At 39.9% G+C, this 24,171-nt stretch carries 19 protein-coding genes; all 19 read right to left on the bottom strand.

Features of this window, described 5'->3' with window-relative positions; genetic code table 11:
• Positions 1-201: 201 nt before the first annotated feature.
• On the bottom strand, positions 202-1,146 hold the full coding sequence (meaB, locus tag VB083_RS03845) for a methylmalonyl Co-A mutase-associated GTPase MeaB (protein WP_213690892.1): 945 nt from the start codon (positions 1,144-1,146) through the stop codon (positions 202-204).
• A 2-nt stretch (positions 1,147-1,148) separates the two neighbouring features.
• Positions 1,149-1,568, bottom strand: a complete 420-nt coding sequence (locus tag VB083_RS03840) for a cobalamin B12-binding domain-containing protein (protein WP_213690893.1) — start codon at positions 1,566-1,568, stop codon at positions 1,149-1,151.
• A 15-nt stretch (positions 1,569-1,583) separates the two neighbouring features.
• Positions 1,584-3,236: an acyl-CoA mutase large subunit family protein gene (locus VB083_RS03835; RefSeq protein ID WP_213690897.1), complete on the bottom strand. Its 1,653-nt coding sequence runs from the start codon at positions 3,234-3,236 to the stop codon at positions 1,584-1,586.
• Positions 3,237-3,329: 93 nt separating this feature from the next.
• Positions 3,330-5,147: a hypothetical protein gene (locus tag VB083_RS03830; RefSeq protein ID WP_213690894.1), complete on the bottom strand. Its 1,818-nt coding sequence runs from the start codon at positions 5,145-5,147 to the stop codon at positions 3,330-3,332.
• Positions 5,148-5,151: 4 nt separating this feature from the next.
• On the bottom strand, positions 5,152-5,352 hold the full coding sequence (locus tag VB083_RS03825) for a flagellar biosynthesis protein FliR (protein WP_213690895.1): 201 nt from the start codon (positions 5,350-5,352) through the stop codon (positions 5,152-5,154).
• Positions 5,353-5,539: 187 nt separating this feature from the next.
• Positions 5,540-6,508, bottom strand: a complete 969-nt coding sequence (locus tag VB083_RS03820; protein WP_213696140.1) for a Gfo/Idh/MocA family protein — start codon at positions 6,506-6,508, stop codon at positions 5,540-5,542.
• A 36-nt stretch (positions 6,509-6,544) separates the two neighbouring features.
• A complete protein-coding gene (locus tag VB083_RS03815; RefSeq protein WP_323401758.1) occupies positions 6,545-7,366 on the bottom strand; it encodes a polyphenol oxidase family protein in 822 nt (273 codons plus the stop codon).
• Positions 7,356-8,696, bottom strand: coding sequence for a bifunctional folylpolyglutamate synthase/dihydrofolate synthase (locus VB083_RS03810; protein WP_213691836.1), 1,341 nt, complete (start codon positions 8,694-8,696; stop codon positions 7,356-7,358). The genes VB083_RS03815 and VB083_RS03810 overlap by 11 nt, the downstream gene beginning before the upstream one ends.
• 2 nt (positions 8,697-8,698) lie before the next feature.
• Positions 8,699-11,365 carry a valine--tRNA ligase gene (locus VB083_RS03805; RefSeq protein WP_213699629.1) on the bottom strand — a complete coding sequence of 889 codons (2,667 nt, stop codon included), beginning with the start codon at positions 11,363-11,365 and terminating at the stop codon, positions 8,699-8,701.
• A gap of 49 nt (positions 11,366-11,414) precedes the next feature.
• The gene (gene yihA / locus VB083_RS03800) at positions 11,415-12,008 is read right to left on the bottom strand and encodes a ribosome biogenesis GTP-binding protein YihA/YsxC (protein ID WP_213691834.1); all 594 of its coding nucleotides are present in this window, start codon (positions 12,006-12,008) and stop codon (positions 11,415-11,417) included.
• A gap of 2 nt (positions 12,009-12,010) precedes the next feature.
• Positions 12,011-14,350: an endopeptidase La gene (gene lon, locus VB083_RS03795; protein WP_213691833.1), complete on the bottom strand. Its 2,340-nt coding sequence runs from the start codon at positions 14,348-14,350 to the stop codon at positions 12,011-12,013.
• Positions 14,351-15,640: an ATP-dependent Clp protease ATP-binding subunit ClpX gene (gene clpX / locus VB083_RS03790; protein ID WP_213691832.1), complete on the bottom strand. Its 1,290-nt coding sequence runs from the start codon at positions 15,638-15,640 to the stop codon at positions 14,351-14,353.
• 101 nt (positions 15,641-15,741) lie between these two features.
• Positions 15,742-16,323, bottom strand: coding sequence for an ATP-dependent Clp endopeptidase proteolytic subunit ClpP (gene clpP, locus VB083_RS03785; protein WP_213691831.1), 582 nt, complete (start codon positions 16,321-16,323; stop codon positions 15,742-15,744).
• A gap of 49 nt (positions 16,324-16,372) precedes the next feature.
• Positions 16,373-17,728 carry a trigger factor gene (gene tig / locus VB083_RS03780; RefSeq protein ID WP_213691830.1) on the bottom strand — a complete coding sequence of 452 codons (1,356 nt, stop codon included), beginning with the start codon at positions 17,726-17,728 and terminating at the stop codon, positions 16,373-16,375.
• 237 nt (positions 17,729-17,965) lie between these two features.
• Positions 17,966-18,169: a cold-shock protein gene (locus VB083_RS03775; protein WP_323401757.1), complete on the bottom strand. Its 204-nt coding sequence runs from the start codon at positions 18,167-18,169 to the stop codon at positions 17,966-17,968.
• A 105-nt stretch (positions 18,170-18,274) separates the two neighbouring features.
• Complete coding sequence (locus tag VB083_RS03770; protein ID WP_213691377.1) at positions 18,275-19,642, bottom strand: FAD binding domain-containing protein; 1,368 nt, start codon at positions 19,640-19,642, stop codon at positions 18,275-18,277.
• Positions 19,632-21,932 carry a xanthine dehydrogenase family protein molybdopterin-binding subunit gene (locus VB083_RS03765; RefSeq protein WP_323401756.1) on the bottom strand — a complete coding sequence of 767 codons (2,301 nt, stop codon included), beginning with the start codon at positions 21,930-21,932 and terminating at the stop codon, positions 19,632-19,634. The genes VB083_RS03770 and VB083_RS03765 overlap by 11 nt, the downstream gene beginning before the upstream one ends.
• A 16-nt stretch (positions 21,933-21,948) precedes the next feature.
• The gene (locus VB083_RS03760; protein WP_323401755.1) at positions 21,949-22,857 is read right to left on the bottom strand and encodes a diguanylate cyclase; all 909 of its coding nucleotides are present in this window, start codon (positions 22,855-22,857) and stop codon (positions 21,949-21,951) included.
• A complete protein-coding gene (locus VB083_RS03755) occupies positions 22,845-24,167 on the bottom strand; it encodes an amidohydrolase family protein (RefSeq protein WP_323401754.1) in 1,323 nt (440 codons plus the stop codon). Before VB083_RS03755 ends, VB083_RS03760 begins: the two co-directional genes overlap by 13 nt.
• Positions 24,168-24,171 lie beyond the last annotated feature (4 nt).

The raw sequence follows: 24,171 nt of genomic DNA, 5'->3' as shown, positions 1-24,171 counted from the left end.
CCAGCTCGTCGAGTTCGATAAAGGTCCCTTCATCAAGAAGCTGCGCGATACGATCGCGCGCTGTCCCCTTCCCCTTCGATCGCTGCTTCTCTATGGCCTTCGCTCCACCGCCCTGCTGGGCCTCGGCGCGCTTGCGATCCAATTCTGCACAAAGTTCTTCGATACTCCGATTCGTCATAACTCTAGTTGCCCCCTCTCTTTCTATCCTTCATTTTTTACAACGTCGTGTAATATTGCATGTGCAACGGTATAGGGGTCTGTCTCTTTTTCAAGTATGGCTTCGATGTGTTCATTAGTCCCTTGGTTTTGCCAGGCTTTTTCAACTTTTTTAGCAATATCACGACTGAGGATTTCTCTTACTTCTTCAACCACTTTGTTTTTTTGTTTTCTTAAGCCTTGAGCACTCTCTTTAAGGAATTCGTGATGTTTTTCGATGCCTTCTACAAGTTCAGCTACCCCGTCTCCCTTTTCAGCTACGGTCATATTGATAGGTGGGTACCACGCTGTTTTACCAATAAGATCAAGCATAAGTTTGACTTCTGCCACTATCTTTTCGGCACCTGGCCGATCTGCTTTATTAACGACAAAAACATCAGCAATCTCCATAATGCCAGCTTTCATAATTTGAATATCATCACCCATGCCGGGGACAAGTACCAAACAAACAGTATCTGCCAATTTGACGATGTCTATTTCTGATTGTCCCACACCTACTGTTTCTATCAGAATAACATCTTTCCCACAGGCATCAAGAATTTTAACAGCTTCCCTTGTACTGCGGCTGACACCACCAAGAGAACCACGTGTTCCCATGCTGCGGATAAAAACATCTTTATCATTGGCATGGCGTTGCATACGAATTCGGTCTGCAAGTATGGCTCCCCCGCTAAAGGGACTTGATGGATCAACTGCAATAATTCCAACTGACTTGTCCTTTTTCCTAAATTCGGATATTAGTTTGTCAACTAAAGTGCTTTTCCCTGCACCTGGACTGCCCGTTATCCCTATGACAAGCGCCTTGCCTGTATGGGGATATAGATACTTCATAATCTCTTCGGTTTCTGGTGCTTCGTTTTCAACGAGAGAGATTATTCTGGCTAAAGCCCTGATATCACCATGTAAAGCTTTTTCTGCAAGCAAGCTCACAGCTAAACAGTCTCTTTCTGCCTTTTTTCAGCTACAGCTTTTTCAAGCCATTTAGCACACACAGAAGTTGGAGTGCCAGGTCCAAAAATTGCTCCGGCCCCCATTTCCAAAAGAGATGGGATATCACTTTCAGGTATGACGCCTCCTCCAAAAACAATAATGTCACTAGCGTTATTATCTTTTAAGAGGCTAATAATCTTTGAGAAATAGAAACTATGTGCTCCTGAGAGAATGCTAATACCTATAGCGTCAGCGTCTTCCTGGATTGCCGTATCGACAATCTGTTCAGGGGTTTGGCGGAGGCCTGTATAGATAACTTCCATGCCGGCATCACGAAGGGCTCTTGCAACTACTTTTGCGCCCCTATCATGACCATCAAGGCCTGGTTTTGCTATTACAACTCGGATTTTTTTCTCAGCCATAACTCATTCCTCCAGTTACAAAATGATATTTTCCGTATATTCTCCAAATTCTTCCCTCAGAATCCCGCAAATTTCACCCTCAGTAGCATAATTTCGAACAGCATCAATAATAAGGGGCATCATATTTTGAGATTCATCGCGTGCGGCTTTACGTATAGCTTCTAATGTGTCATGAACTTTGATATTATCGCGATTTTCTTTCATTTTCTTCAGATTTTTAATTTGGCGCTCTCCCACAGTTTCGTCGACTTTGAGAAGTTTCATATCTTTGTTGTTTTCTTCAATCTGGAACTTGTTTACACCTACGACAATAGCGTCGTTTGTTTCGATAGCTCTTTGATATGCATATGCTGCATCCTGTATATGTTTTTGCACATATCCTTTTTCTATGGCAACAAGCATTCCACCCATATCATCAATTTGATTAATATATTCTTCAGCTTTCTGTTGAATTTCATTTGTCAGACTTTCAATGACATAGCTGCCTGCAAGAGGATCAATAGTATTGGCCACGCCTGATTCATAGGCAATGATTTGCTGTGTTTTCAATGCTATGCCTACGCTCTTTTCAGAGGGCAGTGCCAATGCTTCATCCATACTATTGGTATGTAGCGACTGGGTACCACCTAATACTGCAGCAAGAGCCTGTAACGTTACTCGTACTATGTTGTTTTCGGGCTGTTGTGCTGTAAGGGTTGACCCACCTGTTTGAGTATGGAAACGAAGGGTCTGAGCTTTTTGATCAGTAACGCCAAAACGTTCTTTCATAATTTGAGCCCACATTCTCCGTGCAGCTCGGTATTTTGCCACTTCTTCGAGGAAATCATTATGAGCGTTGAAGAAGAAGGAAAGACGTTTTCCGAATACGTTAGGATCAAGTCCCTTTTTCTTTGCTGCCTCAACATAGGCAATACCGTCTGCCAACGTAAAGGCTATTTCTTGTGCTGCTGTACTACCTGCTTCTCGGATGTGATACCCGGAAATTGAAATAGTATTCCATTTAGGAACATTTTTACTGCAGAATTCGAAGATGTCCGTAATAAGACGCATGGATGGCTTAGGTGGGAATATATATGTTCCTCTAGCTATATACTCCTTCAAAATATCATTTTGAATGGTTCCAGCTAATTGGTTTGCAGGAACTCCTTGTTTTTCCCCAACGCAAATATACATAGCAAGAAGCACGCTTGCTGGAGCGTTGATTGTCATGGAAGTAGACACTTTGTCTAAAGGAATTTCATTGAATAAAACTTCCATATCGGCAAGGCTATCAATGGCCACTCCTACTTTTCCGCATTCTCCCTGAGCCATAGGATGGTCAGAATCATAGCCGATCTGTGTGGGCAAATCAAAAGCTACTGAAAGTCCTGTTGTTCCCTGTGAAAGAAGATACCGATATCTTTCATTTGATTCTTCAGCATTTCCAAAACCGGCATACTGACGCATTGTCCAAAGGCGTCCTCGGTATAACGTGGGCTGAACACCTCGTGTAAAAGGATATTCGCCAGGATAGTTGAGATCTTGTACATAGTTAAAATCTTTAAGATCAGAGGGGTCATAAACCCTCTTCAAATGTAAATTTCCACCTGTGTGGAATTCCTTTCGGCGTTCTGGCCGTTTTTCCAATACTTTTTCTACTTTTGCTTCATATTTTTTTCTTTGTTCCATTATTTCGGGGATATTTTTCTTATCATCAGTCACGATAACTCGCCTCCCATAAATAAAAATCTCTCTCCCGAAAAGCTTATTCCTTTACGGTTCTTATTTTTTATTTTGAATTAAATTTGGACAAAGCGGTAACCAATCTCGAGTTTGCAGTAAGCCGACATCCATATAAAGAGCAAGCATCGATTGATCAGGATATCCAGATATTTCCGGACTCTGTGGTAAGACTAGCGATAATTGAAGAAAATCGTTTTGAGGTTCAAAACTTTGTGCAAGTTCCAAAGAAGGCGCTACTATTCCACCTGTCAAGCTAGCGGCGCGCTCCATCCATAAAGTTGCATTTTTATCGGAGATAAAGAAAGAAAGAGTAACGCCATTATGTATGCAGAAAGATGTAAGTGTTAAAGCATCCTCTTTAGAGAGAGTAAAAGCATTCGATACTACAATATGTCGAAGGAAAGGTTTTTTATCATTCCAGATTAAATTCAATTTTTGATCGAGGTCTTGCTCCAAGGGAGCTTCAATCATTGCTATATTGTCATATTCTACAGGAAGTGGATATGAGACTACCGGTTTTAATGTCTGCTCATTCCAAATAGCAGAAGCGACAAATACATTGTTTTTTACATAACTGGTAAAGGGCGTCAAGAATGTTCCCTGTAGGGTTAACACGGTAGAGTCATCGCTTTGAAGGACATCAGGGTGCGAAACAGAGAAAAAGCCAGAAGCAGCAGAAACAAGAGGCACCGGATATGTTTCCCAATATGAATAACCGGCAACGTCAAGTATACCAATTTTATCTCTCATTCTGAATAAGGTCCATGCTCCAGGGAAAATTCCACATTCTGTTGCTTGGGAAAGGTCGAGACGATTAAAATCAATAATGTTATTGGATAATTGACCTTCATCAGATATGACAAACAGACTTCCATCAATGCCCCACTGAATATCTCGAGGCTGGCGTGATGAAAAGCAGGTATTTTCACCTGTTTCAGTATTATATATGATAATGCGCTCATTATTTCTATCTGCTATAGCTAAGAATTGTCCATAAACGTCAATGGCAACAGGCTCAAAAAGGCCCTCTAAAGAAGGTTGCCACGTCTTTCTTATTTTAAAGTCAGGATAGCTTAAAAAGATAATTTGACGGTTACTTGCATCTGTAATTGCAATTTCCCTTTCAGAAATCCAAGTAGCATCAGATATCATATGTGACAATTGATAAACTTTGTTAACTTTTATTTCATTATTGTTGCGTGTAATTTGATCAATTTCCCCCTTACGACTAAAAACTAAAAAAGAGTCAGGGGTAGCAAATAATGATGTAACGGGTTCATCCAAAGATACAGATTCTTTTGTCCCATTAGATACGTTTACTATTGATAGAGTGTTACCTATTTGATCAGTCAATAGGATAGTGTTGTTAAAAGATATTGTTTTTCCAAGACCTTTTATATTTAAAATCTCAAAGACAGGAAGATTGAAAGACTCTTTTATATTTTGAGAAGTAATAATCCACTGATTTTCTTCATGTTTCCCATTTAGGTACGTTTCGAGGTATTTTGTTTCATTCGTAATGTCTTCAACAAGCCGATGTGCAACTTGATCTTGAGGTCTTACTTCAAGATAGTAACGAAAAGAGCGTTTTGCTTCTTCGAGAAGACCCATTCGCTGAAGATTTAATCCCTTAAGGAAATAGTAATCAACCATATATGTGTTTAAATTTAAGGCTTTATCAAGGGCGATACATGACTTCCAATAGTCTGAATGCACATAGGATAGATATGCATCAAAAAAATATTTTTCCGCTTCCTGGCGTTTAGCCGTGGTAAGTGCAGAAGCTGGTAAAGATAAAAAAAAGAACGATGCAAAAAAGAGAAAAAAAAGTGTAAGATATTTTGATAGTTTGTTCATTACTCTACTTCACCCCCACGAAAGAATAGAAACCTAACATTATCGCACCTGCAAGCAGAAAACCCAAGAGCATGCGGAGATAGAAGATCCATAGTTTGCCGCCAGGAAGTTCCCCTCTTCCTATTTTGACAACGAGCCTAGCGACAAGGAGAGCCCCAATAAACATTCCAAGAGCCATAAGTGCATTTATATTTTCAGTTGGCATTAGAATCCCTCTTTAATAAAAATATTGAATAAAGATATTTTATCAAAAACAAGTAAAGTGTAACTCATATGAAACCACAAAATCGCCAATAAAATATATTGTGATAATTTTAACTATAAAATAAAAATGATAAAAATAGAAAAAAGAAAAGGCCGAAGGAAAAACCTTCGGCCCGAGGATATTTTTACTAGCCACGTATAGTCAATTCTTCTTGTTCCGTACTTTGATGAATTTGTTTGAGAACGGAGACAGCTACTTCTAAAGCTCTTTTACCGTCCATTATTCCTACCAGAGGCTGTTTCCCTTCTCTTACGCAGGTTACAAAATGTTGAAGTTCTAATTTAAGAGGCTCACTCTTAGGAAATACAGGATGCTCTATTACTTCTACGAGGTTCCCGTTTTCATGTCGCACGCATCTGTTAATTGATACATCTTGAGTTTCATAGTTAATCGTTAAATATCGCTCCGGTTCCATGATTTCAAGCTGTCTAAGACGGCGTTCTGAAACTCGACTTACTAAGATATGTGCCATTGCTCCATTAGTAAAAGAAATTTGAGCTGAGGCTATATCTTCATGGTTCGTACGAATACAGCGTCCTGTTGCTGAAATATTGGCAATTTCAGAATGAACCATAGACAAAATAATATCAATATCGTGAATCATTAGATCAAGTACAACGCCTACATCACTAATTCGCGAAGAAAAGGGACCTAAACGACGCGATTGGAGAAAAAGAGGTTCATGGACAATTTTAGATGTATATTGAACGGCGCTGTTAAATCTTTCTATGTGTCCAACCTGAAGAACTAAATCTCTTTTTGCTGCGACATTAAGAAGGTCTTCAGCTTCACTGACAGTAGTAGTAACTGGTTTTTCAATAAGAACATGAATACCATTTTCTAACGCTTTTTTCGCTATTTCATAATGAAGACATGTGGGTACCACTACACTTATAGCGTCTGGTCGTGCTTTTTCGATAAATTCGTCGAAATCTGAATAATATGGAACACCAAGGTTATCTCCTATAGCAACAGCTCGGGCTTCATTCTCATCAACAACTCCCACCAGTTGTGTGCCGAGAAGCTCGGTATATACTCTAGCATGGTGTTGCCCCAGATGCCCCACACCTATTACGCCTACACGTTGTAGGTCCATTTTGGGATCACTCCTCGCAACTTTTTCAGTGTTACTCTATAAGCCTTCTTTTATATTGTCACATGAAGAATGGTGAAAATGGCATGAACATTCTTTTTCTGACAACGATGCCAAGAGAAACATTCGCTCGCGCTTATCATTTTTTCGATAAGAATAACAATATTTACTGTCTCTATATGAACAGAAAGGTATCATTGTTATATTTGCTTCCAAGAGCTTCTTTTCTCTTAGCTGAGTTTCTATGGCTCCAGGCAGATCAAAATATACACGCTCATCTACCTTTTGCCAATGGTTAGATGAAATTTCTCTCTGACCTAAAGTCGTCCAATCATCATTTTGACTACGATAATAAAATTCTTTACTTATTCCAGGTCCTATCCATGCATAAACACGTTTCAAGTCAAGATCCATCTTTTGAGCAACGTAGTCTAGTCCGTTTCCTGCGATGTTTTGAACGGTTCCCTTATACCCTGAATGAAGAAGTAACACCCACGGACGAGGAAGCGGCGATGCAAGTATGACAGGTACACAATCTGCAAAACGAAGGCTTCCTTCGTAACAGGAATTTGTTAAAAACAGGCCATCGGCCGCAGGTCTATTGGGAATGCAAAAAGAGTCTTCCTCTGTGAGGATATTGATTCCGTGTACTTGTTGGGGAGCTATAAATTTTTTATCGCTATTTTCTTTTAAAAGGGAATAAACAGCTTCTCGAGAAAGCGCAGGATCTCCCATTGCTTTAGTTATGCCATTTCCCCTCATAAAAAGACGCGCAGAGAAAAATACGTTTTCTTTCGGGCATAGATATTCAAGGATATAATGTCCTTCTTTTTCTTGTAGAATAAATCCTTTAGAGCTCATTGCAAAAAGTAGCTTCCTGAAGAATAAAAGACTTTATATATCCGATAAGGTAAAGGCTGCCGCAACAAACGACGATGGAGCTATCTTGACAAGCATTATAAATGGCTTCACGTGGGTCTGAAATACCTTTAGGTGTGGAAGCCCAAGTATACTGCAATGCCTCTTTTCTTAAGAATTCTGCTTTAGCGGAACGTTCCATCTCTGGGACTTCAGTGCAGAAAAGATGAGGTTTGAGTCCACTTAATTTTTTTAAAGCGATATCATGTTCCTTGTCTTTCATAGAGGCATATACTATAGCAAGTTTTTCTTTGTCATTATTTATGCCAAGTGTCTTTAAACTTTCTACGAGTTTTGTGATTCCGTCATCATTGTGTGCTCCATCAAGTATGATTGGCGGCGTATGTTTTATAAGTTCCATTCTTCCAGGCCAACAAGTTTTAGCCAATCCCCTTCGTATGGATTGTTCCGTTATCTTATCCATCTTGTTTCTCAATATGTCCATAGATGCAAGCGCTACTGCACTATTGGCTATTTGATGAGTCCCAATTAATGGAGTATGAATGTCTGCGTAAACGTTTCCGTTGTTATGTGTCAACGTAAACGTTGCTCCTTGAAGCGATACATTTTTTGTTGAGACTGTATATGTTTCAGGAACAATTACTCCTTGAGTTTCTTTTTTTAGGCATTCAGTTTTGAAAAGACTACAGAGAGTGTGTGATCCTCCTGCAAAAAGAGCTGGAACGCCTTTACGGATAACAGCAAATTTTTCCATAGCTATAGCTTCAAGAGTATCTCCTAAATATTCCATATGATCTTTTGAGATAGGGGTTATTATTGTCAGAAGGACGTTGCCAAGGGTATTGGTTGCATCGAGTCTTCCCCCCATTCCAGCTTCTATAACGGCTATATCAACATCAAAAGATGCGATTAAAAGAAAAGCTGTTGCAGTGAAAATTTCAAAATATGTAGGAGGATCTAAAGCTAATTGGGCATTTTCTTTAACAGTGCTTATTACTTTTTGGGCAGCTTCTTCCCATTTTTCACATGAAAGTGCATGACCGTTTATAAGGAGCCGCTCCCCCATATGAACAAGATGCGGACTGGTATACATCGCTGTTCGCATACCGGATTCCCGCAAAATAGATTCTATGTATGCTGAAGTGGATCCTTTCCCATTTGTTCCTACTATATGTATAGCAGGAAAACTTTTTTCTGGGTGCCCCAAGCATTCAAACAATCTCGAAATACGCTCCAAGCCCGGGTGAATACCCGGGCTTGAAATTTGTTCCAGTTGATTTTCTATTTCAATGTAACGTGATCGTTCGTTCATTATTATGACCTTTTTAAACTCGCTATATTATCTAAAATTCTCTGATAGTGATTTTTGTTTTCTTCTAAACGAGTTCTTTCTTTTTCTACTACTTCTTCGGGAGCCTTAGATGTGAAGTTTTTATTAGCTAACTTTTTCTCCATCTTCTGCATGTCTTTTTCCAGATTTTTAAGTTCTTGCTCCAGACGTAAAATTTCAGCATCTATGTCAAGAAGGCTTCCCACTTCTAAACTAACTTCTCCAGAGCTCATAACAGATGCAAGACATCCGTGTGGTTTCTCTTCATTATCTGAAATAATGTCGACTCGTTCAACTTTGGCCAAGAGAGAGATCATATCCATATTATCTTTAACGAGAACCGTTAACGGTTCATTATTTGTTTGAAGGATAACGCGCTCTACTCTCTGCTGGGGAGCAACATGAGCTTCTGCCCTCAAGTTTCTGATAATGCGTATAACCTCTTGAAGAGTCGCCATTTCTACCAGAGAGTTATCAAATTTCATATCATCCGAAGCTTTAGGCCAATCAGAACGTTCTATAGATTCGTCGCTGAAACCAAAGGTATGCCATAGCTCTTCAGTGGCGAAGGGAATGAAGGGGTGGATGAGCTTTAATACTGTTTGGAATACATATTCAACAATGGCTTGAGTATCCCTTACTCTCGATTCTCCTTCGTCTCCCCTAAGAGCAGGTTTAGACATTTCAAGATACCAGTCACAAAGGTCTCCCCAAATGAAATCGTACATCATTCTCGCTGCTTCTCCGACGAAATACCCGTCAAGAAGCTTACTGATTTCTTCGATGACGTTTTGTGTCCGTGTTAGAATCCACTGATCATGAAGTCTCATGTTTTCTTTCTTTGGAAGCGGCTTAACTGCACAATCATCTTCGAGATTCATGAGAGCAAAGCGGCTCGCATTCCAAAGTTTATTCATGAAGAGACGATATGTTTCGATTTTGTTTGTGCTTAATAGTATATCGCGTCCCTGTACAGTCAGTGCTGCGAGGGTGAGACGGAGGGCATCTGCTCCATATTTGTCGATCATGGTAAGAGGATCAATAACATTGCCCTTAGATTTGCTCATTTTATGACCGTCTTCATCTCTTATAAGAGCATGAATATATACTTCCTTGAAAGGCTCCTTTTCTTGGAATTCAAGGCCCATCATAATCATTCTTGCAACCCAGAAGAAAATAATATCGAATGCAGTTACGAGCAGAGATGTAGGATAGAAATATTTAAGTTCTTCAGTGTTGTCAGGCCATCCTAGTGTTGAGAAAGGCCATAAAGCACTACTGAACCAAGTATCAAGAACATCCTCATCCTGATGGATATGAGAACTTCCACATTTTTCGCAAACTGAAGGATCTTCCTCAGCCACTGTAATATGTCCGCAATCATCGCAAGTCCATGCGGGAATACGATGTCCCCACCACAACTGCCTTGAAATACACCAATCACGGATATTTTCCATCCACTGGTAATAAATCTTTTGCCATTGCTCGGGAATCCATTTTATGTCTCCATTTTCTACAGCTTTTATTCCTGCATCGGCTAAAGGTTTTGCTTTAACGAACCATTGCTCTGAAAGGTATGGTTCTACCACTGTATGGCAGCGATAGCAGTGACCTACAGAATGATCCATTTCCTCAATTTTCTCTATAAATCCTTGCGATTTAAGGTCTTCTACAACACGTTCTCTAGCTTCCAGTACTGAAAGCCCCTTATAGGAAGGTGCATTTTCATTCATAAAACCATCAGCATCGATTACCTGAATCTGCTCAAGATTATGGCGTTGTCCAACAAGGAAGTCGTTAGGATCGTGGGCAGGAGTAATCTTTACGCATCCTGTTCCAAATTCTGGATCAACCATAATATCTTCAATAATAGGTATTTCTCGATCTGTAAGAGGAACACGGACTTTTTTGCCAATAAGATGACTATATTTTTCTGCTCTTGGATGGACAGCTATTGCTACATCTCCCAGTATGGTTTCTGGGCGTGTTGTAGCTACAATAAGAGCGCCTTCTCCCTCAACAAAGGGATATTTTACATAGTAAAAATGTCCTTTAACATCTTCGTGTTCCACTTCGATATCAGAAAGAGCGGTGTGACAGCGAGGGCACCAGTTAATAATATAACGACCCTTATATATAAGACCTTTTTTGTAAAGACGAACGAAAACAGTGCGAACAGCACGAGAGAGACCTTCATCAAGGGTAAATCTTTCTCTGTCCCAATCGCAAGAGTTCCCAAGCTTTTTCATTTGTTCAAGGATCCTATTGCCGTACTCCTCTTTCCATTCCCAAACTTTATTTACAAATTCTTCACGGCCGAGATCGTGTCTTGATATGCCATCTTTGGCAAGATTTCGTTCTACCACATTCTGAGTGGCGATTCCAGCATGGTCTGTTCCAGGCAGCCATAAAACGTTATAACCATTCATTCTTTTATATCGACAAACAATGTCTTGGAATGTGTTGTTGAAAGCATGTCCCATGTGAAGAGAGCCAGTAACATTAGGAGGAGGTATAACAATTGAAAAAGCCTCTTTAGATGGATCTACTTCAGCATGAAAAAGTCCCGTTTTTAGCCACCATGAATACCATTTATCCTCAATGGGCGTTGGATCGTAATTTTTTGCAATTTCTTTTGTACGAGTTGCCATTGAAAGTCCCCCTCCGTTAGATCTTTTACGTACTCGGAATTTAAAGTATTTACTCTCTATTGAGATAATTTGTCAAGAACTGTCGCAATTCTATTATTCCTGACTTAGATTGAGCTGAAACAATAAAAGGAACTTCAATAGATTTAAGCCCCTGCCTAATATAAGTATGCAACAGGCCTGTATGACGCCCCTTCGATATTTTATCTGCTTTCGTGAAAACAACGAGCACTGGGACTTCTGTTTGAGAAACCCAATCTTGCAGTTCTCTGTCTTTTTTTAGCAAACCGTGGCGAAAATCTACAAGATGAACAAGTAAACGTAGACTAGCTCTTTGCGTTATATATTGTCCAATAAGCGCTGCCCATTGTTCCTTTTCTTTATAACCCCTAGCAGCATAACCATAACCAGGTAAATCTACAAGAAAAAATTCTTTATCAGCCTTGATTTTATAAAAATTAACACTTCGAGTTTTTCCTGGAGTCCCTCCGACATGTGCGAGTTTACGCTCCATAAGGACATTAAGCAACATCGATTTCCCTACATTAGATCGTCCCGCAAAAGCTATTTCGGGGAGGCTTTCTGGCGGAAATTGTTTTTGATTAAAGGCTGTAGTTGACAACTCTGCTTTCCATCTTATGTTCATTCTTATCTCCGTTCTAAAGCAATGTCGAACACATCAGAAGCACAGTCAGCAAAATGGAATGTCAGATCTTGAGTTACCCACTGCTCCATTTCTTCTATATCGATTTTATTTGCACTTGGCAGTATGATCTGAAAAACTTTTTGTCGTTTTGCCGCCAGTATCTTTTCTCGTATTCCTCCAACTGGAAGAACCTTCCCTTGTAGGGATATTTCACCTGTCATAGCAACACCTGGAAGAATCTTTCTTCCACTTAAAACAGAAAGCATGGCTACAGCCATTGTGACTCCAGCTGATGGGCCATCTTTTGGAATCGCTCCTTCTGGAACATGAATGTGGATATCGATATTTTTCCAGTTGATGTGATCTATTCCCAAAGAAGTACTATGCGCCCTTAAAAAACCTAAAGCGGTTTGAGCGGATTCCTGCATAATGTTCCCTAAATTGCCAGTAAGGATGATGTCTCCCTTTCCTCTCATGCTTACCGTTTCGATTACTAGAACATCACCACCACTTTCAGTCCAGGCGAGTCCAACAACTGTACCTATCTGTTTTTCCTTTGGAACATGCACGTCATAAAGCCGCGGTGCTCCCAAATAGTCTTTTAGATCGTTAACGCCAATTTTTATCTTTTCTTGGAAATTATCTTTTCCCTCTTCAATAATATGGAGGGTTGTTTTTCTGCACAATGTTGCCAAATTTCTTTGCAGGCCCCTAACCCCAGCTTCCCGAGTATAGTCTCGAACTGTTTTCTCGATGGCTTTAGGTGTTATTTGAATCATATCTTCTGTTAAGCCATGCTCAGAGAATAAACGAGGCAATAAATGTTTTTTTGCTATATGTACTTTTTCTTCTGCAACATATCCAGGAAGTCTAATAACTTCCATTCTATCTAACAACGGGGCAGGGATAGTATGGATAACGTTAGCAGTTGTAATAAAGATGACATTACTCAAATCAAAAGCTGCCTCTAAATAGTGGTCTGTAAATTCACTATTTTGTGCAGGGTCTAGCACCTCTAACAATGCTGATGCCGGGTCGCCTCGAAAATCCTGACCGAGTTTATCAATTTCATCCATGAGCATAACAGGATTTTTCGTGCCTGCCTGTTTTATCTTTTGGATAATTCTTCCCGGCCTGGCTCCAACATAAGTTCTTCTGTGTCCACGAATTTCAGCTTCGTCTCGCATTCCACCAAGAGAGAAGTTGACAAAACGGCGGCCAAGAGCTCGTGCTATTGATTTTGCCAAAGAAGTTTTACCCACTCCAGGGGGGCCAACAAAACAAAGAACCTGTCCTTTTGCATCTTTTCCTGCCATTTGACGGACAGCTAGAAATTCAAGTATACGTTCTTTAACTTTAACAAGACCATAGTGATCTTCGTCAAGTATCTTCTTTGCTTTGGATATATCCAGGTTCTCTTCTGTTACTGTATTCCATGGCAAAGCAAGAAGCCAGTCAATGTATGTTCTTGAAACACTGGCTTCCGATGAAATTGGCGGCATCTTAGAAAGTCTGTCGACCTCTCGCTTTGCTTTTTCCCGAACTTCTTTAGGCATATCTGAAGCGTCTATTTTTTTTAGTAAGTTTTCAGTTTCAGAAGAGAAGTCTTCTTCACCAAGTTCTGTTTGGATAATCTTTAATTGCTCTCGAAGATAATATTCGCGATGCCCCTTCTCCATTTTTTGGCGAACTTGTTCCTGTATCGATTGCTCTAGCTGAAGAAGCTCAATCTCTTCCATTAAGGTCTTTATAAGTACCTTCATATATTTTTCAGGATTGGTAATGCCAAGCAAATCCTGCTTTTTCTCGGTTTGAATTCGAAGGTGCGATGCTACTATATCTGCTACTTCACAAGGGTGTTCTATATTTGAAATAGAAACAATTATTTCCTTAGGGATCTTCGTATGAAGAGAAACATATTTTTCAAAAAGTTCAAGAACACTTCTCTTCAGGGCTTCCATATTTTCTGGAAGAGCTGAATCCCATGATAGTGTCGAAACGAGTCCTTCGAAAGTTTCTTTTTCTTCTAAACTCTCGTTGAAAAAACCACGTTGCTTTCCCTCTACAAGAATCTTCACAGTTCCATCAGGTATGCGTATCATCTGAAGGATATGACAAATTGTTCCCACTGAGTAAAGATCCTCAAATTTGGGGTTTTCTGTCAAATGATCTTTTTGAGTAACAACGAATATAGGTTTTTCTTCAAGACTTGCCTTTTCAACAGTTTTCAAAGATCGTGGCCTTCCAATATAGAGGGGAACAATCACCCCAGGAAAGAGGACCAGATCTCGAACAGGAAGTATATAGCTATGTTCTGCGTTCGTTGGTTCCTTCGTCGTCACTTAGGCGACCTCCTCTTGCCCTTTTATTTTGATAATGGGAGAGGCTCCCTTCTCTACTACGTCTTTAGTTATAATAATTTTCTCAACTTCTTCCGATCGAGAGGGAATTTCATACATCAGATCAAGCATAAGGTATTCCATTATGGAACGTAAACCTCGTGCTCCAGTGTTCTTCTTACGAGCTTGACCTGCTATGGCACGAATGGCGTCTTGTTCAAAAAGAAGCTTAACGCCTTCTATCTCGAACGTTTTTTGATATTGCCGAATGAGAGCATTTTTAGGTTCAACAAGGATACGAGCCAATGCGTCTTCATCAAGTTCCTCTAAAGGAACAACAATAGGAAGACGGCCAATAAGTTCTGGGATAAAGCCAAAAGACATAAGATCTTCGGGCTGTACTTGGCGCATGAGTTCGTATTTGCGTCGATCTTTGACGCTTAGGACTTCTCCACCAAAACCTATCTTCTTTTTATTGACGCGCTGTCCTATAATTTCTTCTATGCCATCAAATGCTCCGCCACAAATAAAGAGAATATTTGTCGTGTCGATTTGTATAAAGTCCTGATAGGGATGTTTACGCCCACCCTTAGGTGGAACGTTTGAAAGAGTTCCTTCAAGAATTTTTAAAAGAGCCTGCTGAACACCTTCACCAGAGACGTCGCGTGTTATCGATGCAGATTCAGACTTGCGCGTTATCTTATCAAGCTCGTCTATATAGATAATGCCTCGTTCAGCAGCCTGAACGTCATAATCCGCAGCTTGAAGTAACCGCACAAGAATATTTTCGACGTCCTCTCCAACATAGCCTGCTTCGGTCAATGTTGTTGCATCAGCCATGGCAAAAGGCACATTAAGCTTTCTGGCAAGACTTTGCGCTAACAGTGTTTTACCCGAGCCTGTAGGTCCGATGAGCAAAACATTACTTTTTTGCAGCTCTATGTCGCTATCCTCTTCTTGACGTGCACTGATACGTTTGTAGTGATTGTATACGGCTACAGAGAGCGTTTTCTTGGCATCATCTTGTCCGATAACATATTGATCAAGAAATGTTTTAACTTCAGCCGGTTTAGGTGTATCTTTTAATGAAAGAGTAAAAGACTTATTCTCTTTAACGAGTTCATCACTGACTTCTTCGTTAAGAATAAGATTGCATAAATGTACGCATTCGTCACATATATAGACACCTGGGCCAGCTATAAGTTTTCGAACTTCATCTTGCCCTTTGCCACAAAAGGAACAACGTAAATTCCCTTTGTTTTCTCCTTTTTCTTTGTCGTCGTATGTAAACATACACAGACCTCCTTATAACTGGGGGTATGAAACAGAAAGAAGGGAGCACCAACGCAAGGGCTCCCTTAGCAAAATTTTTAGGCCAACAGTTCTGGGAAATTCTAGGCTCTAGATTGAATAACCTTGTCAATTACATTATAAGCAAGAGCTTCTTCCGCTGACATAAAAAAGTCTCTGTCTGTATCAGCCTTTATTTTTTTCCGTGTCTGCCCCGTGTGCTTGACAAGTATATCATTGATTTTTTCACGTATCTTTAGAATTTCTTTTGTGTGAATTTCAATGTCTGTAGCTTGCCCTTGCGTCCCACCAAGAGGTTGATGAAGCATGACTCTTGCGTTGGGTAATGCTATACGTTTTCCTGCATTTCCTCCCGCAAGAAGCACGGCAGCCATACTAGCGGCTTGTCCTATACATATGGTGGAAACAGGGCACTTTATGTATTGCATCGTATCATATATAGCGAGACCGCTAGAGACGACTCCCCCCGGGCTGTTTATATAAAGATGTATATCTTTGTCAGGATCTTCACTTTCAAGAAAAAGTAACTGTGCGACCACAGTATTAGCTACTGTATCGTCAATTTCTGTTCCTAGAAAGACAATTCTATCTTTGAGAAGACGACTATAAATGTCATATGCTCGTTCTCCTCTGCCAGTTTGTTCTATAACCATTGGCACTAACATAATTCTTCACCACCTGTCTTCGCTAATGCCTTAAGAAAGAATAATGTGTTTACTCTGCTTTTTCTTCTTCAGCTTTAGCCGGTGTTAATTTATCTACTTCATTAATTTTTATTTTTTCGAGCAAGGCCTTTGTTGTCTTTTTGTAGCGGATTCTATTGCCCATCTCCATAACTCTATTCTGATCTTTAAAGATAGCCTTTAAAATATTATCAGAGCTTACGTTGTATGCTGTTGCAAGAGGTGCTACTTCAGACTCGAAGTCGGCTTTTTCAATAGAAACTTCGAAGTCTTCTGATAACGCATCAAGCACAAGATACTGTCGAACTGTTTTTTCAGCTTGTTCTTTTACTCTATTATCATACTCTTCCTGAGTCATTCCTGATTCAGCTAAAACATCATCCATGTTTTTCTGGAATCTTTTTTGAGCATTTTCTGCGTCTTCTTTCTGTATGTGCTCAATTTGCCGTTTGACCAATGTTTCAGGGAGTTCTACTGTGGCAAGCTCAGCTACTTTAACAACAGCGGCACTCTCTGCCATAGAGTCGCTTTCTTGTGTCATACGATCAATTAAACGGTTCTTAACTTCTTCACGGAAGTCTGCCTCGTTATCAACGGCTTTCCCGAGCATCTTCTCAAAGAAAGCAGCATCAAGTTCAGGATACTTCTTGACTTTAACCTGTTTGACAGTCATATCATACCGAACCTGTTTCCCTGCAACTTCGGGATCAGAATAATCTTTCTCAACATTAACAGTAGCAGAGACGCTGTCACCACTTACATGACCTTTCAATGCTTCTTTTACCTCTGCTCTTAATTCCTGGAGACCAAGGTCTACGTCTGCAGTGGCAGGGTCGTGAGATTTAAGGACAGAGCCATCTTCGTCAAGAACACTTGTTACATATTCGACTTCGACAACATCCTCATCCTCAGAGGCTCTATCAACATTTTCTAGCTCAGCATTCTGTTTTTGCATATTTTTAATGGCTTCATCAACCATTTCGTCTGTAACATTAACTTTCAATTTTTCTATCTCTATTGTTTCTAAATCAGGCAATTCTACTTCAGGTGTAACCTCAAATATCAAAGTGACTAAAACGTCGCTTCCTTCTTCCATTTTGTCAACTTTTAACTCTGGCTGGTCAATAAGATCTAATTCGTAATCTTGTACAATTTGATCTATTGCTGCAGGCATATATGATTCAAGAGCTTCAAAAAGAAGTCCCTCTTTACCAAGTCTCATCTCCAAGATTTTGCGAGGAACTCTCCCTTTTCTGAAGCCGGGAATATTTGCTTTTTGTGATAAATTCCTTACAGCCTTATTAACTTCCTTTTGAAACTCATCGGCTTCTATTTCTACCTTTATAGTTACAAAATTCTTTTCTTGAGATACAAGCTCGGATCTCATACTTAGCAACCCCTTTCAACTGGCGGACAACATTCCGTAGTATAACATATCAATATATGCAAATACATAAGGGCAGACCTCTCTTTATTTTTAGGTCTGCCTTCTTAAACCGCTAAGCATTGTACATGCTTTTTTTATAAATTGTAAAGGTAGAAGAAAAATATAATTTATAAATAAAATAAAAAGGCAGCACATTTTGTGCTGCCTTTATTCGCTTCAGAATTGTGAAGACAAAAACTAAAGCTTTACAACGTTAGCGGCCTGTTCCCCTTTAGGTCCTTCTACAATATCAAAAGAAACTTTCTGGCCTTCGTCGAGGGTTTTAAAACCATCGCTCTGAATAGCGCTGAAATGAACAAAAATGTCTTTGCCTTCGTCAGTTGTGATGAAGCCATAACCTTTTGACGCATTAAACCATTTGACTGTTCCCTGAGTTGTCAAAATACTGCCTCCTAGAATCTTTTGCATGTATTACTGATGGCGCCTATCAGCAAAACAACAATAAAGTATTTACAAATTGCTGTCAAGTAGCGATCGATACAGTTTTCACGTGACATTAACATTTTTTAAAAAACGTTCTATAAGGCGACGTGTAACCTCTTTTCTGAATGCAGGGGATTTCCTCGGATGTAGATTCTTTACCGCTTCATCTGCTGCTTTTTTTATGTATTCTTCAGAAAGGGGGTATCCTAACAGGGACTTTTCTACGTTATACAATCGTTCTGGGAACGCAGACATACTTCCAGCAGCAAATCTGATTTTCGTAATTTTGTGATTTTCATATGATAGATAACAACCTAAAGATATTCGGGAAAGAGTAAGCATAGCTCTTGAACCTCTTTTATAAAATTTCTGTATGGCATGTGGATCTGGAAGAGGCACTTTTATTGTTGTAAGAAGTTCATTACTTTGGCGAAGGGTTTTTCTATAACCGGTAAAAAACTTTTCGAGAGAAATAACTCTACTTCCCTTATGACTTCTTAATACAAGCTCTGCTCCTAATGCCAGTAGAATAACAGGCAAATCTGCTGCTCCCGAAGCTGTAATAATATTTCCCCCTATTGTGGCTCTGTTTTGAATAGCTACTGCTCCACATTGAGAAGCAGCATAACTAAGGGATGGTAAGTATCTTAAGATTAAGGGATGATACATAAGTTGTGTGTTCGTACACGTAGCACCTATGGATAAGCTCTTTTCGTCCTCGCTAAGGAGGATAGAACGTAGCTCTTGAATTGAATTGATATCTAAGATCTTTCGAGGGTGCGTTTTTTTATTTTTCATATCAGGGGCAATATCTGTCATTCCTGCCAATATTGTTATATCTTCATGCTGTGTAAGAAAATGAAGTGCGTCTTCAATATGTTGAGGAATAAAAACCCACTCTTTTTCCCTCTCCGATAAAGATGGTGAGAGAAAGTTATCATAGGTGATCTCTTCCTTTATAGATTCGCCGTAGTATTGTGCGGAGGCTCTCTCCACTGCTCTGAAGATAGCTTCATATCCAGTGCAACGACATAAGTTGCCTGCGAGTGCTTCTTTTATTTTCTCCCTATTGGGATGGTGATTTTTTATAAGCAAAGCTCGAGCAGCTAAGATCATACCAGGTGTGCAAAATCCACATTGAACTCCATTTTTGTCAATAAAAGCTTGTTGAAGAATATCCGGTTCACCATGTTGATCATCTAATCCTTCTATTGTCGTGAAGTGGTGCCCATGGGCTTGTATCGCCGGCAGCATGCATGAGTTTATGAGTTCTCCATCCATGAGCACTGCACAAGCCCCACACTCGCCTTCTCCACATCCTTCTTTTGTCCCAGTGAGTTTTAAATCCTCTCGTATAATATCGAGTAGCCTTTTTAAAGGGTGGACATTTAATATATACTTTTTATGATTAACGATAATATCAATAATCATTCTTCTCCACGCCTTTCTGAATAAGGTTGTTCTCAAGTTCAAAAAGCATTTCACCGGTTATTGGTATTTGTGAGGTAAAAAGAGAAGTTGCATTCCATACTGCAGAAGCAAGTGCAGGAGCACCTCCATCCATAGGCAATTCTCCAAGGCCTTTAGCTCCATAGGGCCCCATAGGACTCTCAACTTCAGCAATGTGTGTATTAAATGCAGGTGTATCCATAGAAGTAGGGATAAGATACGCGTTAAGATGTCCTGAAACATATCGGCCATCTTCAATTTGTAAATTTTCGAGGTAACTATAACCGAGAGCTTGCAGCGCTCCTCCCTCTATTTGTCCGCGAGCTAAGACAGGATGAATAGCTTTACCAACTTCTGCTACTACTGTGCAGAGTGTCGGCTGTATTTCGTATGTGTCCATATTAACGTTAGTTTCTACTACATAAGCGATCCACGAATAATCTTTATACGCGGCTCCTCTATATGTTTCTTCATCCCATAAGAGATTAGGTGGAGGTGTATATTCTCCTTGGATTTCTAACTTCCCATGTTCTTGAACGTATCGATGTGCTATTTCGTCAAAATAAAATTTATGATTATCAGGAAGAGAAAAAACTCCATTGTTGTAATGAATTGAAGAGGTGGAAGTGTTGTGCCACAGAGCAAGATATTCTTCCAGCTTCCTGAGTAGCATTTGGCATGTTTTTTTTACTACACTCCCTACAAACATGGTTGTACGAGAAGCAACAGTTGGTCCGCTATCAGGGGTGTATGCCGTATTCGGTTGGTGATGAATTACCTTTTCGAAAGGTAATTCCAACGTTTCTGCAGCAATCATGGGCAAAACCGTTGCTGCTCCTTGCCCCATCTCTACGCTACTGACGTATATTCCAATTTTTTCATTTGGTTCATAAGAAATTTTGACTTTTCCCGCAATTTTTTCTTCTCCAGATCCAGTAAAACCTCCGCCATGAAATGCAAGAGCTACGCCAATACCCTTTTTAATACCGTTATCATTTATTTTATTGTAATAGGCGTATTCTTTTTCTTTCTTGAAGAAATGAGATTGTTTTAGCGCCTCTTCTAAAACGAGGGATGCATGAATAGAGTCCACTTTTTGGCCGAAAGGGAAAGTATCTCCATCTTTCATGATATTTTTTCTCCGAATTTCTACGGGAGATAATTGAAGTGTCTTTGCTATACGATCCATGTGACGCTCAATGGCAAAAGCACTTTGAGGAACGCCAAATCCTCTAAATGCTCCGTTAGGAGGAGTATTTGTTGCAACTACTCGACCCTCCAATGCAAAATTATCCATTCTGTATGGCCCCATAGCATGCAGTATAGAACGTTGCAAAACAACGATGCTCAGAGTGGTAAAAGCTCCTCCATCAAGGGAGAGATCTACTTCGGAAGCTACTATGGTTCCGTCTTTTTTGACCCCTGTCCTATGATAGATCAATGACGGATGACGTTTTGTTGTTCCTAAAATATCTTCCTCTCTATCGTAGATTATCTTGATTGGTCGTTGAGCTTTTAATGCAAGAAGAGAGGCGTGAAGAGCAAGCACTGAAGGGTAGTCCTCTTTTCCTCCAAAAGCGCCTCCTGTAACAGCTTGTTTTACAATGACTTTTTCATGAGTAAGATTGAGTCCCTTGCATAAAGCATTATGAACATAATAAGGGCATTGAAGAGAACCAATGACTTCCACACAGTTTTCACCACATGGGCGTGCGATCATTCCCTGAGGTTCTAGATAGACGTGTTCCTGGTATCCAGTTCTGTAACAGCCTTCCACTATGAAGTCAGCCTTTTCAAATCCTTTTTTCGTATCGCCTGTTTGAATGCGATATTTTTCAATAATGTTTGTGTCACCATGAATAATCGTGTCTTTTTGTAGAGCTTCTTCAATTGTAAGGACCGGATGAAGAGGCGTAATATCTACGACTACTGAGGTAAGCGCTTGTTGTAGAATGTTACTATCTGGAGCGGCAATGAGAAGTATAGGTTGCTTCCAGTAAGAAATTTCTTTTTCCGCAAGAATAGGAAAATCATTTCTAACCATAGCAACAAAATTCGGCCCTGGAAGGTCTGTTGCTTGAACAACAACTACTTGTGTCCAATCAAAAGAAGAACTGAATGTTATCTTATTAATAACTCCTCGAACTTCTGAAGAGCGGAGGGTTCCCCCAACCCACATTCCAGGGATAGATATGTCATTGACATAAAGAGCTTTCCCAGTAACTTTATCGACTCCATCTTTTCTGGAGAATGTTTTCCCAACGATGGTCATTAATTAAGGCACCTCCTTAATGGCGAAGGTGTTTTACTGCGTCGATATATTTATTTTGTACATCATCTATAGATGAATAGCCATGTTTCTCAAGCCACTCTTCAATTTCTTGAGAGACTGTCCCATATATTGCTGAACCTTTTTTGAGAGCACCACTACAAATTTGCACAAGAGAGGCTCCTGTCATGAAAAACTTAATGGCATCTTCGCCCTTTTCTATTCCGCCGACGCCTATAACAGGTTTGGGTTGACTTATTGATGTTTCATAGACAATACGTAGAGCTATTGGAAGAATTGGAGGGCCTGACATCCATCCTTGTCCAAAAGTTGAACCTAATAAAGGTGACGGTTTTTCAACATCAAAATCTAAAACAGGCCCCAGAGAGTTAATAGCTACGAAGCCATCAACAAATTGAGATGCGGCTTTTGCAAGATTTTGAACGTCAAGGATGTTTGGAGAAATTTTCATCCAGATGGGAACAGATACAACATCTCTCAAAATTTTTGCTACATCTATAAGTGGGCTGATTTCGTGTCCCACATAATGCGTTGAGAATTCAATAATGTCAGGATGTACATCACGTTCTAAAAGTTTTCCGAGAAACGTCACTTCTTGAGGTTTGTAACCTATTGAAACAATAAGGGGTAACCCTTTTTCTTTTATAGCATTAAAAATCGGCAACGAATCTTCAACGGGTTTTTCAGACCATGTTTCGCAGTTAATTAAACTTCCAAGAGGTCCCTTTCGTATTGTTGGCCTGGGGTCTTGAGCTGGAGAGACAGAAATGGTTTTGGTAACAATGCCTCCTGCTCCTCCTGAAATAGCTGCTAGTACATGATCTTTTGTGGCTACGTTAGGTCCGGCAGCAGTAAGAACTGGGCTTTTAAAGGTTACTCCGCATATGGTTCTTGCTAATCCGACCATGGAAATCCCTCCTTTTTTCCCGAGGAAAAACGTTTGTGTAGCTTACCTGCAACTCTTCGTATATCGTGAAAGACTGCTTCTTCATGCAGGGAAACAAATGAGCCATTTTGCCATATAATTTTCCCATTGCACATTGTAAGAAAAGCATTGCCTTGCCGTGCCCCAAAAATCAAATGTCCCATAATATTTGATTCATGAATTGGGGTGACTGGTTTATAGTCTAGAACTGTAATATCAGCAGGTTCACCAAATGCGAATATTCCCTGAAACCCCCACGTATTTCTTCTTATGAGTCGGGGCCATCCCCAAAATGTTCGTTCAAGACGTTCAAATGGTTCAGGAAACTCTTTTGAAGTAATGGCATAATTTCTTAGAGAGGCAATAATGTCGGAAGACATGCCATCAGTTCCTATGACGAATTTAGTAATTCTTTGACGATCCATTTGCCCAACCCTGTTATTAGCGTTTGATTCGGGATTTGTTACAACCCATGGAGATTTATTTGAAAGAATCTTGTAGTCTTTTTCAGATAAATGAATACAGTGAATAAGAAAGGAGTCTTTATTTAATAGGCCAAAGGAATCAAGACGATGAACGGGTCCCTTATATCCTAATTTCTGGCAATAGATAAGATCATCTTCTCCTTCTCCACAATGAATATGTATGGGAAGATTTTTAGGTTTTAGCTCTCGTATTTTATAAAGTGTCTTTTCTGAAAGTGTAAAATTAGCATGGAGGCCTAGCATTCCGTGAATGAAGGCATCTCGTTGGTGTTCTTGCCAGAACCTGATATTTTCTTCAATTTGCTCATTGACCTTTTCTTCTCCTGCTCGATCAGAAACTTCAAAACATAGAACGCCGCGAATTCCAACTTCTTTGAATGCATGAGCTATAAGTTCAAGGCTTCCTTTATCAGAACCCAGTGAGGCATGGTGATCAAATATAGATGTAACGCCACATTGTACGGAACGTATAATGCCATATAGGGCTGAAAAATATATTGATTCCTCGTCGAGCAGAAAGTCAAGAGGCCACCATAAATTTTTTAAAATATCAGAGAACGATATTGTTTCTCCACGAGGTGTAAGCCCTGTTGCTAATGATGAATAAAGATGATGATGAAAGTTTGTCAGTCCAGGTATTATTAAGCGCCCTTCCACATCAACCACAGGAGTATCAGGCCACTTGCGACGCAAGGTCTCGCAGGAGCCTACTTCCATAATTTTCCTGTCTTCTATAAGAATTGCACCACACGGATAAAAAATATCGCCATCGGTTAAAGGGCCGTTCGCTATAATTTGTTTTGTCACGATA

Source organism: Aminobacterium sp., from assembly GCF_034926885.1.
Taxonomy (GTDB): Bacteria; Synergistota; Synergistia; order Synergistales; family Aminobacteriaceae; genus Aminobacterium.
This window is presented reverse-complemented; position numbering and strand designations above follow the sequence as displayed.